This window comes from Actinomadura sp. NEAU-AAG7 (assembly GCF_018603865.1).
GTDB lineage: Bacteria > Actinomycetota > Actinomycetes > Streptosporangiales > Streptosporangiaceae > Spirillospora > Spirillospora litoris.
This window is the reverse complement of record NZ_JAHFZY010000003.1, coordinates 51,711-68,643: the sequence shown is the minus strand read 5'-3', so window position 1 is coordinate 68,643 and position 16,933 is coordinate 51,711. Positions and strand designations below refer to the sequence as shown.

Below are 16,933 nucleotides of genomic sequence, written 5' to 3'. Positions count from 1 at the left end.
TTCTGGATGCTCGACCCTCGATCCGAAGGACGTGTTCCTCTTGCCCCCACAGGAACCCACCCGCCGGCTCAGCTCCCGTGCCGTGAAGGTCGGGATGCTGGGCGCGCTGTCGCTGGCCCTGGTCGCCTGCGGTTCCAAGTCGACCACCGCGTACTGCGTGGACCGGAACGCCCCGGCGGTCGGGAAGACCAAGGGCGGCTACAAGGTGGTCTCGGACGTCTACTGCGACCCCGGCGACATCGACCGGGGATACGACTCGTCGTACAACCGGTACTTCTGGTACTACGGCGGCAGCCGTGACTCCAGGGGGTACGTGTCGGGCGGAACCTCCTTCCGGTCCAGCAAGGGCAAGGTCAAGTCGAGCAGCGGGCGGACGCTGAGCCGGGGCGGGTTCGGCGGCAGCGGCCGGAGCGGGAGCTGAACCGGTGCGCCGCACACGTTCGACGCCCCGCGACGGCTGGGCCGAGAAGGTCGAGTCGCAAGGGCTCGCCTTCCACAAGACCGCGCATCCAGAACATCTGCCGAGGCCCTACTGGGACGAGTCCGTCCACTACGTCTTCGACATGGACGAGGTGCTCGCGCTCGAAGAGGTCGTCGAGGAACTGCACCGGATGTGCATGCAGGTGGTGGAGCACGTCGTCACCACCGGGCGGTACCACGTCCTCGGCATACCGGAGTGGGTCGCGCCGCTGATCGAGGAGTCGTGGCGGCGCGGGGACCCGCACCTGTACGGCCGGTTCGACCTGCGCTACGACGGCGCCGGCCCGGCCAAGCTCCTGGAGTACAACGCGGACACGCCGACCGCCCTGGTGGAGAGCTCGGTCGTCCAGTGGTACTGGCTCCAGGACGTCTACCCCGGCGACGACCAGTGGAACTCCCTGCACGAGCGCCTGGTGGCGCGCTGGAAGGAGATCCTCCCCGGGGTCGCCGACGGGCCGGTGCACTTCGCTTGGACGAACGGCGACGAGACCGGTGAGGAGGTCATGACGATCGCCTACATGCAGGAGACCGCCGAGGAGGCGGGCCTGCCCGGCATGGCGATCGCCATGGAGGACATCGGCTGGGACTCCGCCCGCGAACGGTTCGTCGACATGGACGAGAAGGAGATCCGCACCCTCTGCAAGCTCTACCCCTGGGAGTGGATCGTCGCCGAGCCGTTCGGACGCAACGTCCCCGGCGCGCCCACCTCGTGGATCGAGCCCATCTGGAAGATGGTGCTGTCGAACAAGGCGCTGCTCGTCCTGCTCTGGGAGCTGTTCCCCGGGCACCCCAACCTGCTCCCCACCTACCTGAACACGCCCGGGAGCCTCACCTCGTACGTGCAGAAGCCCCTGCTGGGACGGGAGGGGGCGAGCATGCGCATCGTCACCCCGGACGGCGGTGAGCAGCGCACCGAGGGCGCCTACGGCGCGGAGGGGTTCGTCTTCCAGGAGTTCTGCGCGCTCCCCGACTTCGACGGCGAGCACCCGGTGATCGGCGCCTGGGTCGTGGAGGACGAGTCGGCGGGGATCGGCATCCGCGAGACGGCCGGGCTCATCACCGACGACACGTCCTCCTTCGTCCCGCACCGCATTCCCCTGTAAGGCCCATGGCCCACGCGTTCAGAGCCTCGCCGTAGACCCCGGCCCCCCACCTTCTAAGGAGAACCATGACAACCTTGGCGGCGAACGACGACAGCCTCGGCCAGATCCTGCTGGACGGGACCGGGGCGCTCCTCGCCTACGCCGGGGTCGGCCTGGTGCTGTTCATCGTCGGCTTCTACATGACCGACCTGGCCACCCCAGGCCGCCTGATCACGGTGATCCGCGAGCACCGCAACCCCAACGCGACGCTGCTCGCCTGCGCGGCGACGGTCGGCGTCGGCCTGATCGTCGGGGTGTCGATCTACGCGTCCGGCGGCGACCTCGCGGAGGGCCTGACCAGGACGCTGGTGTTCGGCGGCGTCGGCATCATCGCGCAGACGGTCGCCACGGTGGTCTTCGACCGGCTGGTGGGGATCAGCATCCGCAAGCTGGCCGACGACGCCGAGGACCGGCTGGAGCCCGCCGCGATCCTGCTGGCGGTGGCCAACCTGATGATCGGCTTCGTCACCGCGGTCGCGGTCTACTGAGACGCGCCGGCCCGCGCGTGCGGGACCCCGGTCAGTGCAGCGTGGAGGGGACGTCGAAGGTGGCGACCACGGCCTGCCACACCTTCTTGGCGGGCTCCCCGTCGGCGAGGGCCTGCTCGATGGTGCGGCCGCCGAGTTGGGCGATGACGTAGTCCTTGGCCACGCTCTCGGCGTAGCGCTCCCCGAACTGCTGGTTCATTCGATCCCAGAAAACTGTGAGCCGCACCCGCTCACGCTATCCGACGCCGGAGGACACGAGGCCCGTCGCGACGACCGGGCAAACGCTTGCTTCGATGTGACGCGGGCCACGGCGGCGCGTTCTGTCGGACCCGCGAGGCAGGATGGTCGGCATGAGGGGTGACGTGCTCGAACGCTTCTCCCCGGCGACCCGCGCGTGGTTCGCCGGGGCGTTCGCCGCGCCGACCGCCGCCCAGGCCGGGGCGTGGGAGTCGATCGCGAGCGGCGACGACACGCTGGTCGTCGCGCCGACCGGCTCCGGCAAGACCCTCGCGGCGTTCCTGTGGTCGCTCGACCGCCTCACGGTAGGCGGGGAGGCGGGTGGGGGCGCGGAGCCGCCCGACCCGCTGAAGCGCTGCCGCGTCCTGTACGTCTCGCCGCTCAAGGCCCTCGCCGTGGACGTCGAGCGCAACCTGCGCGCCCCGCTGACCGGCATCCGGCAGGCCGCGCGGCGCCTCGGCCTGCCCGAGCCGGACGTGCGGGTCGGCATGCGGTCGGGCGACACCCCGGCCGACGAGCGCCGCAGGCTGGCGGTCAAGCCGCCCGACATCCTCATCACCACCCCGGAGTCGCTGTTCCTGATCCTCACCTCGCGGGCGCGCGAGTCGCTGCGCGGCGTGGAGACGGTGATCGTGGACGAGGTGCACGCCGTGGCGGGCACCAAGCGGGGCGCGCATCTGGCGCTCTCCCTCGAACGGCTCGACGCGCTCCTGGAGCGCCCCGCGCAGCGCGTCGGCCTGTCGGCGACGGTGCGCCCGACCGACGAGGTGGCGGCGTTCCTCGGCGGCGCGCGGCCCGCGTCGGTCGTCCAGCCGCCCTCCGACAAGGTCTTCGACCTCGACATCGTCGTCCCCGTGGAGGACATGGGCGAGCTGGGGCAGTTCGTCGACGACGCCGGGACGGCCGACCCGCGCCAGCGCAGCATCTGGCCGCACGTGGAGCACCGGCTGCTCGACCTGATCGAGTCGCACCGCTCCACGCTGGTGTTCGCCAACTCGCGCCGGTTGGCCGAACGCCTGTGCGGGCGGCTCAACGAACTCGCCTACGAGCGCGCGACCGGCGAGGTCCTCCCGGAGGACCACTCCCCCGCCGCGACGATGGCGCAGGCGGGCGCGTCCAGGGGGAGGCCCGCCGACGCGCCCGTGGAGATCGCCCGCGCGCACCACGGCTCGGTGTCCAAGGAGGAGCGGGCCGTCATCGAGAACGCGCTGAAGGAGGGCCGCCTCCCGGCCGTCGTGGCGACCTCCAGCCTGGAGCTGGGCATCGACATGGGCGCGGTCGACCTGGTCGTCCAGGTGGAGTCGCCGCCGTCGGTCGCGAGCGGCCTCCAGCGGGTGGGCCGCGCGGGCCACCAGGTCGGGGCGGTGTCCAAGGGCGTCATCTTCCCCAAGTACCGGGGCGACCTCGTGCAGACGACGGTGGTGTCGGAGCGCATGCGCACCGGCGGCATCGAGGAGCTGCGGTACCCGCGCAATCCGCTGGACGTCCTGGCGCAGCAGATCGTCGCGATGGTCTCCATGGACGAGTGGACCGTCGACGACCTGGAGACCCTCGTCAAACGCGCCGCCCCCTACGCCACGCTCCCCCGTTCGGCGCTGGAGGCGACCCTGGACATGCTCGCCGGGCGCTACCCGAGCGACGAGTTCGGCGAGCTGCGCCCCCGCCTCGTCTGGGACCGCGTCACCGGCGTCCTGCGCGACCGCCCGGGGGCGCAGCGCCTGGCGGTGACCAGCGGCGGCACCATCCCCGACCGCGGGCTGTTCGGCGTGTTCCTGGTCGGCGAGAAGTCCTCCCGGGTCGGTGAGCTCGACGAGGAGATGGTCTACGAGTCGCGCGTCGGCGACGTGTTCGTGCTCGGCGCCAGCTCCTGGCGGATCGAGGACATCACGCCCGACCGGGTCCTGGTGTCGCCCGCGCCGGGCCAGCCGGGCAAGCTCCCGTTCTGGCACGGCGACCAGCTCGGGCGCCCCGCCGAGCTGGGGCGCGCCCTGGGCGAGTTCACCCGCGAGCTGGCCGGGCTCGCGCCGGAGGCGGCGCGCGAACGCGTCACCGCCGCCGGGCTGGACGACTGGGCCGCCGGGAACCTCGTCTCCTACCTGGGCGAGCAGCGCGAGGCCACCGGGCACGTCCCCGACGACCGGACGATGGTCGTCGAGCGGTTCCGCGACGAGCTCGGCGACTGGCGCATGATCGTCCACTCGCCGCTGGGCGCGCGCGTGCACGCCCCCTGGGCGCTCGCCATCGCGGGCCGCCTGCGCGAGCGGTACGGCGACGCGCAGGCCATGCACGCCGACGACGGCATCGTGATCCGCATTCCCGACACCGACGAGCCGCCCGGGCTCGACACCGCCGTCTTCGACCCCGACGACATCGAGCGCCTCGTGGTGGACGAGCTGGGCGGGTCGGCGCTGTTCGCGGCCCGGTTCCGCGAGTGCGCGGCGCGGTCGCTGCTGCTGCCCCGGCGCCGTCCCGACAAGCGCATGCCGCTGTGGCAGCAGCGCCAGCGCGCCGCGCAGCTGCTGGCGGTCGCGAGCAGGTACCCCTCGTTCCCGATCGTCCTGGAGACGATGCGCGAGTGCCTCCAGGACGTGTTCGACGTCCCGGGCCTGGTGCGGTTGATGCGCGACATGTCCGGGCGCAAGGTCCGCCTGGTCGAGGTGGAGACGCCCGAGCCGTCCCCCTACGCGCGTTCCCTGCTGTTCGACTACATCGGCGCGTTCATGTACGAGGGCGACTCCCCCCTCGCCGAACGCCGCGCCCAGGCGCTCACACTCGACTCGGCGCTGCTGGCCGAACTGCTCGGCCAGGCCGACCTGCGCGAACTCCTCGACCCCGAGGCCGTCACCGACACCGAACGCGAGCTGCAACGCCTCGCCGAGGACCGCCGCGCCCGCGACGTGGAGGGCGTCGCCGACCTGCTGCGCGCCCTCGGCCCCCTCACGACCGCCGAGGTGGCCGCCCGCGTCACCGCCGGCCATGAGGCCGGGCGCTGGCTGGTGGAGCTGGAGGGGGCGCGGCGGGCGATCCGCGTCCGGGTGGGCGGCCTGGAGCGGTGGGCCGCGATCGAGGACGCGGCGCGGCTGCGCGACGCGCTCGGCGCGCCGCTGCCGGTCGGGATCCCCGAGGCGTTCCTCGAACCCGTCGACGACCCGCTCGGCGACCTGGTCTCCCGCTACGCGCGCACGCACGGGCCGTTCCGTCCGTCCGGCCCGGCGGAGCTGTTCGGGCTGGGCACGGCCGTGGTCGTCGAGACGCTGCGGCGGCTGGCCGGTGCCGGACGCGTCGTCGAGGGCGAGTTCCTGCCCGTCGAGACGGTGTCGGGCCCGCTGACCAGCGAGTGGTGCGACACCGGCGTGCTGCGGACGCTGCGCCGCCGCTCCCTGGCCCGGCTGCGCGCCGAGGTCGAGCCGTCCCCGCCGGAGTCGCTCGGCCGCTTCCTGCCCGCCTGGCACGGCATCGCGGGCGGCACGCGGCTGCGCGGCATCGACGCGCTCGTCCAGGCGATCGAGCAGCTCCAGGGCGCGGCCGTGCCCGCGTCCGCGCTGGAGTCGCTGGTCCTGCCGTCCCGGGTGCCCGGCTACACGCCCGCCATGCTGGACGAGCTGACGTCCGCGGGCGAGGTGGTCTGGGCGGGGCAGGGCGCGCTCCCGGGCGGGGACGGATGGGTCGCGCTGTATCTGGCCGACACCGCGCCGCTGCTGATGCCGGAGCCGACCGAGATCACCCGCACGCCCGTGCACGACGCCGTCCTGGACGCGCTGGGCGACGGCGGCGCCCTGTTCTTCCGCATGCTCTCCGACCGGGTGAACCAGCGCCGCGGCACCGAGCAGGCGACCACCGACGCCGACCTCGTCACCGCCGTGTGGGACCTCGTCTGGGCGGGTCACCTCACCAACGACACCCTGGCCCCGCTCCGCTCGGCGCTCGGCTCGGGGCGTCCGACACACCGGTCCAGGACGACACGTCGCGGACGTCCCGTCATGCCGTCCAGGACGGGCCCGCCCACGGTGGCCGGGCGCTGGTGGCCGCTCCCCCGGCGCGAGACCAACCCGACCCCCCGCTCGCACGCCCGCGCGGAGGCGCTGCTGGAGCGGTACGGCATCGTGATCCGCGGCGCCGTGGCCGCCGAGCACACGCCCGGCGGGTTCTCCGCCGTCTATCCCGTCCTGCGCGCGTTCGAGGAGAGCGGGCGATGCCGGCGGGGGTACTTCGTCGAGGGCCTGGGCGCCGCCCAGTTCGCGCTCCCGGGAGCCGTCGACCGGCTGCGGGCCTTCCGCTCGTCCGCCGCTCCCCCGGGCGACCTCGCCTCCCAGTGGGAGACGCCGCGGGAGGCGCCGCGCCAGCGCGCCCTCGTGCTCGCCGCCGCCGACCCCGCCAACCCCTACGGCGCGGCCCTGCCCTGGCCCGCCCGCGCCGACGAGGTCGCCAGCGGCCACAAGCCCGGCCGCAAGGCGGGCGCGCTCGTCGTCCTGGTGGAGGGCCACCTCGTCCTGTACGTCGAACGCGGCGGCCGCACCCTGCTGACCTGGGACGACGGCCCCGCCGTCCTGCAACCCGCGGTCGACGCGCTGGCCCTGGCCGTCCGCGAGGGCGCCCTGGGCAAACTGACCGTGGAACGCGCCGACGGCGAGTCGATCGGGACCTCCCCCCTGGCCGCCGCCCTGGAATCCGCAGGCTTCCACCCGACCCCCCGCGGCCTCCGCCTCCGCTCATAACCCCGGCGCCGAGCAACTCGCGATCATGGAGCGGTGACCAGCGACATTCGATCACGACCGCGCCCCTGGCCACCCCGGCCGCACCCACACCAGCGCCCGCAGCGCACGCCGACCGCGATCGTGCAAGCGCGCCATCGCATGCCCGGCCAACGGCGGCATTCGACCACGGCCGCGCCCGAGCGGGCCCGCACCAGTGTCCGGTGGCTGGCACCCTGAACGCGATCGTGAAGGCGCGCCACGGCATATCCGGTCACGGCGACGTTCGACCACGGCCGCGCCTGAACGAGCCCAAACCAGTGCCCGGCGGCTCGCGCGCCGACCGCGATCGTGCAAGCGCGCCATCGCATGCCCGGCCAACGGCAGCGTTCGACCACCGCCGCGCCCGAGCGAGCCCGCACCAGTGCCCGGGGGCTCGCACCCTGAACGCGATCGTGAAGGCGCGCCACGGCATATCCGGTCACGGCGACGTTCGGTCGCGGTCGCCCCTGCCAAGCCCATACAAGCCCAGACCAGCGCCCGCGGCTCGCGCGCCGACCGCGATCGTGCAAGCGCGCCATCGTGTGCCCGGTTAACGGCGGTGTTCGTTCATGGCCGATCCCGGCCGTGCTGGTAGGAGGCCGGAGTGGGGTTCCGGGGGCTCGTGCGATGGGTGTCGGGGGTTTGGTCAGCGGCGGCGTTTGAACATGGACACCAGGCCGCGGAAGGCGCGTTCGTCCAGGGAGCCGAAGGGGTTGTCGTGGACGAGGTAGGTCCAGGTGGCGGAGGGGCGTTTGAGGTCGGCGGCGTCCAGGTCGATGCCGTCCTCGGAGGCGGTGAGGGCCTCGAACGCCGCGACCGAGCGCCGTTTCGCCTCGGGGAGGAGGCGTTTGCCCGCGGGGACGGCCTCGTTGTGGAACTCGACCAGCGGGTCCAGGCCGCGGCCGAGTGAGCGCAGGTGGATGCCCTCGCGCAGGTCGGCGAGGATCGCCAGGTGCTCGGCCCAGCAGCGGTCGAGCTCGTACAGGACGATCTGCCGCGCTGCCTCCGCGACCGCCGGGGCGCCCGCGGTGCCGGTGAGTTCGGCATGGCGCTCGGGGCGTTCGGCGGCGAGCATCCGGTCGGCGCGGTCGCCGCGCAGGACGTCCTCGCGTTCGGCGAGGAGCTCGCGGCGCTGGAGCCCGATCAGGTGGTTGTAGCGCCAGGTGTTGCGGTGGATCTCCAGGTCGACGCCCTCGGCGACGCGCTGGGCGTGCCCGACGATCCAGTGGGCGCCCTTGTCGTCGACGCGGCCGTCGGCGCCGGAGGACGCGCGGACGTCCTCGTCGGGCGCGTAGCGGGTCACGAGGTCGTCCTGGAGGCTGGTGAAGAACACCGAGCCGCCGGGGTCGCCCTGGCGGCCGGCGCGGCCCCGGAGCTGGTCGTCCAGGCGGCTGCTGTGGTAGCGGCCGGTGCCGACCACCAGGAGGCCGCCCGCGGCGGCGACGCGGTCGTGGTCGGAGCCGTCGGTGCTCGCGGGCGCGGTGCCGGGGGCGGCGGAGGGCGGGCTGCCGCCGAGGCGGATGTCGGTGCCGCGCCCCGCCATCTGCGTCGAGACCGTGACCGCGCCGTACCCGCCGGCGTCGGCGATGATCGCGGCCTCCTCCGCGTCGTTCTTGGCGTTGAGGACTACGGGGTCGAGGCCGGCGCGGGTGAGGCGGCGCGCGAGGCGCTCGGACTCGGCGACGTCGCCCGTCCCGACCAGGACCGGCCGCCCGGACGCGTGCGCCTCGGAGATCGCCTCGACGATCGCGACCTCCTTGTCGGCGGAGGTCGCGTAGAGGCGGTCGGGCTCGTCGTCGCGGACGCAGGGGCGGTTCGGCGGCACGACCGCGATCCGCAGCGAGTAGAACTCGGTGAGCTGACCGGCGACCGCCATCGCGGTGCCGGTCATCCCGCAGCGGACGGGGTACCGGCCGACCAGTTCCTGGACGGTGATCGAGTCAAGGATCTCCCCGCTCGGGGACGCCTCCAGCTCCTCCTTCGCCTCGACCGCCGCCTGGAGGCCGTCCGGCCAGCGCTGCAGCAGCGCCACCCGGCCCCGCGACTCGCTGACCAGCTTCACCGCGCCGCCCCGGACGATGTAGTCCACGTCGCGGTGCAGGAGGACTTCCGCGTGCAGGGCGACGTTCACGGCCGTGAGGACGGCGAGGTGCTCGGCGGCGTAGAGGTCGACGCCGAGGGCGCGCTCCACCTCGCGGGTGCCCGCCGGGGTGAGCTGCACGTTGCGGGCCTCCTCGTCGGTGGCGTAGTGCAGGCCGGGCCGCAGCCGCCGGACGAGGTCGGCGTAGCGCGGGTCAGCCGCGTCCAGCTCGGAGGCCCCGGCGAGGACGAGCGGCACCATCGCCTCGTCCACCAGGACCGAGTCCGCCTCGTCGACCAGCGCGACGGACGGCTCGGTCAGCACGAGGTCGGCCGGGTCGGTGACCAGGCGGTCGCGGAGGAGGTCGAAGCCGATCTCGCTGACGGGCGCGTAGGTGACGTCCGCCCGGTAGGCCTCGCGGCGCTGTCCGGGAGTGGACGCCTGGCCGACCCAGGCCACCGACACGCCGAGCGACCGGTAGAGCGGTCCCATCCACTCGGCGTCGCGCCGCGCGAGGTAGTCGTTGACCGACACCACGTGCACCCGGCGGCCTCGCAGCGCGTAACCGGCGGCGGCCAGCGCGCCCGCGAGGGTCTTGCCCTCGCCGGTCGCCATCTCCGCGACATGGCCGGACAGCAGCGCGAGCGTCCCGACGAGCTGGACGTCGAACGGCCGCTCCCCGAGCGCGCGGCGGGCGGCCTCGCGGCCCACCGCGCACAGTTCCGCCAGGTCATCGGCCTCGACGGGGCCGTCTCCGGCACGCAGGGCCGCGGCGGCGGCGGTCAGGGACGCCTCGTCCAGCTCCCGGACGCGCTCCTCGCGCGCCCCCGCCTCGTCCACGATCGCGCGGAACGGCGCCAGGTCGACGCTCCCCGGCTTCTGGACGAGGCGCCGCAGCCGATCACGCAGCGCCATGGCATCCCCTCGGTCTCGTCGGTCACGGTCCCCAACGGGCGGCCGGGGACCCACGGTTCCCATGATCGCAGCGACACCGTCCCGAGCACAGGGCGTAGGCCCCGTCCAGGGGTCTCCCCATGAGGTCTGACCTCGGATTCATCCCCAAGACGGATACCCCTGGGGGCTCCGGTTTGAGAGCATGTAGGCATACGGGGTTGCGGTGGCCAAGGGGAAAGTGCCGCCGCGGAACGGGGTTTCGGCATGACACCTACGGCACGGTGGGCCGCCGCTCAGCGGCGCAAGCGCCAGATCATCAGCCAGACGGTCATCGACCGCGCGTTGAACGACCCGCGGCGCCATGATCACGACAGCGCGGACGCGCCTTCGGCGAAGTAGCGCCTGTCACGGCAGGCGACCGGCGCGTCCCGGCACGACACGTCTCACCTGAGGCACCTCTGGACCAGACGCGGGGCCGACTCTCGACCGACACTCTCGGCCTGTGCGCCGCGTCCCGAACCAATGCACGTCCCGATAGATGAGTCTCACGGTCAAGTGAGCTCCGTGAACAACGCGAGGGCCCCCACCGGGTGGTGGGGGCCCTCGTCGCTCTGTCTCGGCCGCCCTGGCCGAACCTGTTCCGACTCGGCCGTCTCGGCTCGGCCGGGTGGGGACGCGTCCGCCTCGTCCGCTCGGCCGTTCCGGGCCGGGTCCTTCAGCTCTTCTCGGCGGAGAACACCTCGTCGCGGGCCTGGTCCAGGGCCGCGTGCAGGGCGCCGCGCAGGACCGGGTTGCCCTCCACCTCCGTCACGACGACCGAGGGGCGGGTCGGGCTGATGCGGCCCACGGCCCGCTCGATCCGGGTCGCCAGCGGCACGCCACCGGCGCGTCCGAGGTGCCCCGACAGGACGACCAGGCCCGGGTCGAGAACGATGTTGACCGAGGTCACGCCGTAGGAGATGCGGTTGGCCAGCTCGTCCAGGAAGACACCGCCGCGCGTCTCGTCGGCCGCCGCCGCGCGGACGCAGTCGACCGCCGTGGGCTCGCCGATGCCGTGCGCGTGGGCGAGGGCGCGGACCGCGTCCGCGCCGACGAGGGAGCCGTAACCGCCCGCGAGGGTCGGGATGCCCCACGTGGTCGACTCGGTGACGCCCTCGCCCTCGTCCTCCTGGCCGCGTCTGGCCGCGCCGAGCGGCAGCGGCGCGCCGGGGACGGGCAGGTAGCCGATCTCGCCCGCGCCGCCCGAGCGGCCCCGGTGCAGGCGTCCGCCCAGCATGACCGACAGGCCGATACCGCGGTCGAACCACATCAGCGCGAAGTCGTCGGCGGAGCGGGCGGCGCCGTAGGCGCGCTCGGCGATCGCCGCGAGGTTGACGTCGTTCTCGATCGTCACCGGGCGGCGCAGGTCGGTCCGCAATGCCTCAAGGACGCCCTCGTGCCAGGCCGGAAGGTCGAAGGAGAACTGGACGTCGCCCGACCGCGGGTCGACCACGCCGGGGGTGCCGATCACGAAGGCGCTCAGCCGCGACAGCGCCACCCGGGCCGAGCGGCACGCCTTGACGACGGCGCTGTGCACCGTCTTCACGGGTTCGTCGGCGCCGTTCGGATCGACGGTAACCTGGGCGACGATGCAGCCGGTGACGTCGGCGACGCCCGCGGTGACGCCGTCCGGCCCCACTTCGAGACCCGCCACATAGGCCGACGACGGCACGACGGCGTACAGGGCGGCGTTCGGGCCGCGGCCTCCGGCCTGCTCCCCGACGACCTCGACGAGCCCTCGGTCTTCGAGCCTGGACAGCAGTTGGGAGGCGGTGACCTTGGACAGCCCGGTGTGCTCGCCGATCTGGGCGCGGGTCAGCGGTCCCTGCTCGACGAGCAGGTCCAGTGCCGCGCGGTCGTTCAGCTCACGCAGCAGCCGCGGTGTTCCCGGCCGTCTGACCATCCTGGCACCCCTCGATGTCTCAATCCGCTAACGAGCGGTTTTGTTTAGGAAAGTTTCTTGTTAGTTTACGCCCAAGCGCCAACCGGTTCCGTACCCCGGGCGGGGGGCGCGCGCAGAGCGCCGACTGGCGAGCAGGGCGCCCGCGCGCGATGCGACGTCGAGCGGGGCATGGCTGGACCCTAAAGGGTCGGGCCGTGTTCCACTCGCACCGCAGGCCACCAAGGCCGCGCGAGGCGATGCCGGAAAGGATTCCCAGTGAAGTACATCAAGGTTGCGGCCACGGTGGCCGCGATCGCCCTGGCCGCCGCGGCCTGCGGCGGGGACGACAAGGATGACAAGTCCGGATCGGGCGGCAAGGACCCGGCGCAGCTCAAGGTCTGGATGATGGGCGAGGGCACGCCCGAGCAGACCAAGTTCCTCGACACGGTCGAGACCGAGTTCAAGCAGAAGCACCCGGGCACCGACGTCCAGATCAAGTACGTGCCGTGGCCGCAGGTAGCCACCACCTTCCAGAAGGCCGCGGCGGGCGGCGAGGGACCGGACGTCACCGAGCTGGGCAACACCGACGTCCAGTCTCACATCGAGCAGGGCAGCCTCGCCGACATCAGCGACAAGTACTCCGGCTGGGCCGACGGCAAGACCCTCAACAAGACGGCGCTCGGCAACGACCAGTCGGGCGGCAAGACCTACGCGGTGCCGTGGTACGGCGGCGTCCGCGCCATCTGGTACCGGACGGACTGGTTCAAGGAGCTGAACATCCAGCCTCCGAAGAACTGGACCGAGCTGTCCGCGGCCGCCAAGAAGCTGCAGGACGCCAAGAAGGTCCCCGGCATCGGCGTGCCCAGCGACCAGACCAACGCGCTCGTCAGCTTCATCTGGGGCAACGGCGGCGAGGTGGCCACCAAGGACGGCGGCAAGTGGGCCGGCAAGCTCGACCAGCCGCAGGCCGTCGAGGCGGTGAACTACTACACCGGTCTCGTGACCAAGGAGAAGGTCGCCCCCGAGAAGTACATCGGCAAGAACGAGCTTGAGGGCCCGCAGCGCGACTTCGCCCTCGGCAAGCTCGGCATGTACATCGACGGCAGCTGGTCCCTGAAGGAGATGAAGAAGATCTCCTCCAAGGACGCCGACAAGTGGGCGGTGTTCCCGATCCCGAGCAAGGCCGGCGGCAACGCCCCGGTCATGGCGGGCGGCTCCGACCTCGCCGTCTGGAAGGACAGCAAGGCCAAGGACGCGGCGTTCGACTACATCACGGTCCTGAACAACGCCAAGAACGCGGCCGCGTGGGCCGACTACAGCGGCTTCTCGTCCATGCGCTCGGACGTGAAGTTCTCCGACCCGAAGCTGGCGATCTTCACCGAGATCGCCGGTAACACCAAGTTCACCCCGATCAGCTCCGGCTGGGGCGAGTTCGAGCAGGCCAAGAAGGTGCTGCCGAACGCGATGAAGGCGATCATGCAGGGCAAGGCCGCGGACGCCGAGTTGAAGAAGGCCAACGAGCAGGCGAACGCGCTGCTCAACCAGTAGGACCGGCACGCCCCGGCCGCCCGCGCGCACCGACGCCGGGCGGCCGGGGCCCGGCAACGCCACCCGCCCGTCCCCGCTGATCGGAACCGCGCATGCTCGACACCGCTCCCGCGGTAAAGAGGACGCCCGGCCGGAGATCCCCCGGCCGGGCGCGCTCCCTACGCAGGCCCCGTTTCGGGCCCTATCTGCTGATCGCGCCCACCGTGATCGTGATCGCACTCCTGATGTTCTGGCCCATGGTCCAGATCGGGATCATGTCCTTCCAGAAGGTCGGCAACCGCCAGCTGCGCGGCGAGCCGGCCGAGTCGGTGGGCACCGAGAACTTCAAAACGATCTTCGACGACCCGTTCTTCTGGCAGACCCTCCGGCACACCGTGCTGTTCGCCGTCGTCGCGGTGAGCCTCACGATGGTGGTGGGCACGCTGATCGGGCTGCTGCTCAACAAGCTCGGCACCAAGATGTCGAACTTCGTCGCCGGCGGCGTGATGGTCGCCTGGGCGACCCCGCCGGTCACCGCGGCCATCATCTTCACCTGGCTGTTCGGCACCACCGGCGGCGTGGTCAACTGGACCCTCGACCTGCTGCCCGACTTCCTCGTCGGGAGCGGCTGGCTCGACTACAACTGGTTCGCCAAGCCCCTGTCCACCTACACCGTGCTGACCGTGTGCGTGGTGTGGCAGGCGTGCCCGTTCGTCGCCGTCTCCGTCCTCGCCGGCCTCAAGAGCGTGCCGAGCGAGCTGTACGAGGCCGCGCGCGTGGACGGGTCGGGCCCCTGGCGGACGTTCTGGAGCATCACCTACCCGATGCTCAAGCCGATCTTCCTCGTGCTGCTGGTCATGTCGATCATCTGGGACTTCAAGGTGTTCACCCAGCTGTTCGTGATGTCCGGGATGGCGAACCGCGACGCGTTCAACCTGTCGCTGTACGCCTACAGCGAGGCGTTCGGCTCGCTCAATCCGAAGCTCGGCATGGGTTCGGCGATCGCGCTCGTGCTGACGATGATCCTGCTCGTCGTCACGGCCCTGTACGTCCGGGTCATGGTGCGTCAGGGGGAGACCAGATGAAGCGCTCCCTGCTCCGGCGGGCCGCCCTGAACGGGACCGGCCTGCTCGTCTTCGTTTTCGCGGTGTTCCCCGTCTTCTGGATGGTCTCCACCGCGTTCAAGCCCAACACCGAGATCTTCAGCACGACGCCGAAGCCGTTCCCGTCGCACCCGACGCTGGCCCACTTCGACCTCGTGCTGAACGGCGGCATCGCGGAGGTCTCCTTCTGGGAGTACTTCCGCAACAGCGCCGTGCTCGCCCTCGTCACCGTCGTGGTGTCGAGCCTGTTCGCCCTGCTGGCGGCGACCGCCGTCGCCCGGTTCCGCTTCCGGTTCCGGACGACGTTCCTGGTCATGCTGCTGGTGGTCCAGATGGTTCCGCTGGAGGCCCTGGTCATCCCGCTGTTCCTGGACCTCAAGAAGGCCGACATGCTCAACACGCTGCCCGGCCTCGCGGTCGTCTACATCGGCTTCGCCGTCCCGTTCGCGATCTGGATGCTGCGCGGCTTCGTCGCCGCGGTGCCGCGCGAGCTGGAGGAGGCCGCCGCGATCGACGGCGCCGGCCCCGTCCGGACGTTCTTCAAGGTCATGCTCCCGCTCGTCGCGCCCGGCCTGGTCGCGACCAGCATCTTCTCCTTCATCACCGCCTGGAACGAGTTCATCTTCGCCTACACCTTCCTGGAAGACCAGGACAAGTACACCCTGCCGATCATGCTGCAGTTCTTCTTCGGCCGCAGCGGCAACGCCTGGGGGCCCATCATGGCAGCGTCCACGCTGCTCACCATTCCCGTCATCGCGTTCTTCCTCCTCGTCCAGCGCCGCATGGTCTCCGGCCTCACCGCAGGGGCGGTGAAGGGGTGAACACCGACGACCTCGCCCGGCTCGCCCGCGGCACGCTGCTCCCCTCCTTCCCCGGCCCGACCGCGCCCCGCTGGGTGCTGGACGCGCTGGAGGCCGGCCTCGGCGGCGTGACGCTGTTCGCGCTGACCGGCAACGTGCCGAGCCCGGAGTCCCTCGCCGCCCTGACCATGCAGATGCGCAAGGCCGGCGACCCGTTCGTGACCATCGACGAGGAGGGCGGCGACGTCACCCGGCTCGGCGGCCACGCCACCGGCAGCCCCTACCCGGGCAACGCCGCCCTCGGCGCGGTGGACGACCCGGAGCTGACCCGGCGCGTCTACCGCTCGCTCGGCGCCGAGCTGGCCGAGGTGGGGGTCAACCTCAACTTCGCGCCCTCGGTGGACGTCAACACCGCCGACGACAACCCCGTGATCGGCACCCGCTCGTTCGGGCCCGACCCCGAGCTCGTCGCCCGGCACGCCGCCGCGGCCGTGACGGGCACGCAGGAGGCGGGCGTGGCGGCGTGCGCGAAGCACTTCCCGGGCCACGGCGCCACCGTGGAGGACAGCCACCTGTCCGTCCCGCTCGTCGACGCCGACCTGGAGCTGCTGGACCGCCGCGAGCTGGTCCCGTTCCGCGCGGCGATCGAGGCCGGCACCCGCGCGGTGATGACCGGGCACCTCAACCTGCCCGCCATCACCCGCGGCGTGCCGGCGACCCTGTCCGGCGCCGCGATCACCGGCCTGCTGCGCGAGCGGCTCGGCTACCAGGGCGTGATCGTCACCGACGCGCTCGACATGGAGGGCGCCAGCGGCGAGATCGGCATCCCCGAGGCGTCGGTCCGGGCGCTGATCGCGGGCGCCGACCTGCTGTGCCTCGGCCCGAACGAGCACGCCGAGACCCTCACCGCCACGCTTGAGGCGATCGTCGCGGCGGTGCGGGCCGGGCGGCTGACCGAGGAGCGCCTCGCGGCCTCGGCGGGCCGCACGGGCCGTCTGAAGCAGTGGCTGGCCGGGCACAGCCCCGCCGTGGTCGACCGCGCCGCCGGCCTGGAGGCCGCCCGCCGCGCCATCCGCGTGTCGGGATCGCTGCCGGGCTGGAGCGCCGCGCCGCTCGTGGTGGAGCTTGAGGCGACCGGGAACATCGCGGTCGGCCCGACCCCGTGGGGGCTCAACCCGTGGGCTCCCGACGCCGTGCAGGCCGATGGGGCCGAAGGGGAGGCAGACCGTGTCCTGGAACGTGCCACGGGACGCGGACTGGTCGTCGTGCTGCGCGACGCGCACCGCCACGCGGGCCAGCGGGCGCTGACGACCGCCCTCCTGACGGCGCGTCCGGACACGGTCGTCGTGGAGATGGGCCTGCCCGTGTGGCGGCCCGGATCCGCGGTGTACCTCGCCACCTACGGAGCCGCCGCCGCCAACGCCCAGGCGGCCGCCGAACTGCTGGGCCTGACGACCGCGGCGTGACGGTTCCGTGACGCCGCGTGACGATGGTATGACGGTCGTGTGAGCCGCGCGGCGGTCGCGTT

General features: G+C 72.5%; 11 protein-coding genes. 8 read left to right on the top strand and 3 right to left on the bottom strand.

The features are described 5' to 3' along the window. The first annotated feature begins 40 nt into the window (after nucleotides 1–40). From KLI87_RS14940 to KLI87_RS14930, 3 genes are all read left to right on the top strand, one after another. Nucleotides 41–421, top strand: coding sequence for a hypothetical protein (locus KLI87_RS14940; RefSeq protein WP_156219251.1), 381 nt, complete (start codon nucleotides 41–43; stop codon nucleotides 419–421). A 4-nt stretch (nucleotides 422–425) separates the two neighbouring features. Beyond that, entirely contained in the window at nucleotides 426–1,583 is a 1,158-nt protein-coding gene (locus KLI87_RS14935; protein WP_214617580.1) for a glutathionylspermidine synthase family protein, read from the top strand. Nucleotides 1,584–1,648: 65 nt separating this feature from the next. Further along, nucleotides 1,649–2,110, top strand: coding sequence for a DUF350 domain-containing protein (locus KLI87_RS14930; RefSeq protein WP_214617578.1), 462 nt, complete (start codon nucleotides 1,649–1,651; stop codon nucleotides 2,108–2,110). Between the two features lie 31 nt (nucleotides 2,111–2,141). Here the strand turns inward: KLI87_RS14930 and KLI87_RS14925 are convergent, their stop codons facing one another. Next, nucleotides 2,142–2,336 (bottom strand): DUF3046 domain-containing protein, encoded by a 195-nt coding sequence (locus KLI87_RS14925; RefSeq protein ID WP_214617576.1) that lies wholly within the window; start codon nucleotides 2,334–2,336, stop codon nucleotides 2,142–2,144. 124 nt (nucleotides 2,337–2,460) lie between these two features. Here KLI87_RS14925 and KLI87_RS14920 point away from each other — a divergent pair, with 124 nt between their 5' ends. Then, entirely contained in the window at nucleotides 2,461–7,062 is a 4,602-nt protein-coding gene (locus KLI87_RS14920) for an ATP-dependent helicase (RefSeq protein ID WP_214617568.1), read from the top strand. 664 nt (nucleotides 7,063–7,726) lie between these two features. Here the strand turns inward: KLI87_RS14920 and secA2 are convergent. After that, the gene (gene secA2 / locus KLI87_RS14915) at nucleotides 7,727–10,075 is read right to left on the bottom strand and encodes an accessory Sec system translocase SecA2 (RefSeq protein ID WP_214617566.1); all 2,349 of its coding nucleotides are present in this window, start codon (nucleotides 10,073–10,075) and stop codon (nucleotides 7,727–7,729) included. A gap of 694 nt (nucleotides 10,076–10,769) precedes the next feature. Continuing rightward, complete coding sequence (locus KLI87_RS14910; protein WP_156219247.1) at nucleotides 10,770–11,996, bottom strand: ROK family transcriptional regulator; 1,227 nt, start codon at nucleotides 11,994–11,996, stop codon at nucleotides 10,770–10,772. Between the two features lie 255 nt (nucleotides 11,997–12,251). On the opposite strand from KLI87_RS14910, the gene KLI87_RS14905 reads away from it, so the two are divergent. From KLI87_RS14905 to KLI87_RS14890, 4 genes are all read left to right on the top strand, one after another. Then, nucleotides 12,252–13,523 carry an extracellular solute-binding protein gene (locus KLI87_RS14905; protein ID WP_214617564.1) on the top strand — a complete coding sequence of 424 codons (1,272 nt, stop codon included), beginning with the start codon at nucleotides 12,252–12,254 and terminating at the stop codon, nucleotides 13,521–13,523. A gap of 92 nt (nucleotides 13,524–13,615) precedes the next feature. Further along, nucleotides 13,616–14,587: a carbohydrate ABC transporter permease gene (locus tag KLI87_RS14900; protein ID WP_156219246.1), complete on the top strand. Its 972-nt coding sequence runs from the start codon at nucleotides 13,616–13,618 to the stop codon at nucleotides 14,585–14,587. After that, nucleotides 14,584–15,426 (top strand): carbohydrate ABC transporter permease, encoded by an 843-nt coding sequence (locus tag KLI87_RS14895; protein ID WP_173390889.1) that lies wholly within the window; start codon nucleotides 14,584–14,586, stop codon nucleotides 15,424–15,426. Before KLI87_RS14900 ends, KLI87_RS14895 begins: the two co-directional genes overlap by 4 nt. Further along, the gene (locus KLI87_RS14890) at nucleotides 15,423–16,871 is read left to right on the top strand and encodes a glycoside hydrolase family 3 protein (protein ID WP_214617562.1); all 1,449 of its coding nucleotides are present in this window, start codon (nucleotides 15,423–15,425) and stop codon (nucleotides 16,869–16,871) included. Before KLI87_RS14895 ends, KLI87_RS14890 begins: the two co-directional genes overlap by 4 nt. Nucleotides 16,872–16,933: the final 62 nt, after the last annotated feature.

What these genes read in the sequence shown, in the direction of transcription:
- KLI87_RS14930 (WP_214617578.1), top strand. Translation starts at nt 1,649, where the DNA reads ATGACAACCTTGGCGGCGAACGACGACAGCCTCGGCCAGATCCTGCTG.
- KLI87_RS14920 (WP_214617568.1), top strand. Translation starts at nt 2,461, where the DNA reads ATGAGGGGTGACGTGCTCGAACGCTTCTCCCCGGCGACCCGCGCGTGG.
- secA2 (WP_214617566.1), bottom strand. Translation starts at nt 10,075, where the DNA reads ATGGCGCTGCGTGATCGGCTGCGGCGCCTCGTCCAGAAGCCGGGGAGC.
- KLI87_RS14910 (WP_156219247.1), bottom strand. Translation starts at nt 11,996, where the DNA reads ATGGTCAGACGGCCGGGAACACCGCGGCTGCTGCGTGAGCTGAACGAC.
- KLI87_RS14900 (WP_156219246.1), top strand. Translation starts at nt 13,616, where the DNA reads ATGCTCGACACCGCTCCCGCGGTAAAGAGGACGCCCGGCCGGAGATCC.
- KLI87_RS14895 (WP_173390889.1), top strand. Translation starts at nt 14,584, where the DNA reads ATGAAGCGCTCCCTGCTCCGGCGGGCCGCCCTGAACGGGACCGGCCTG.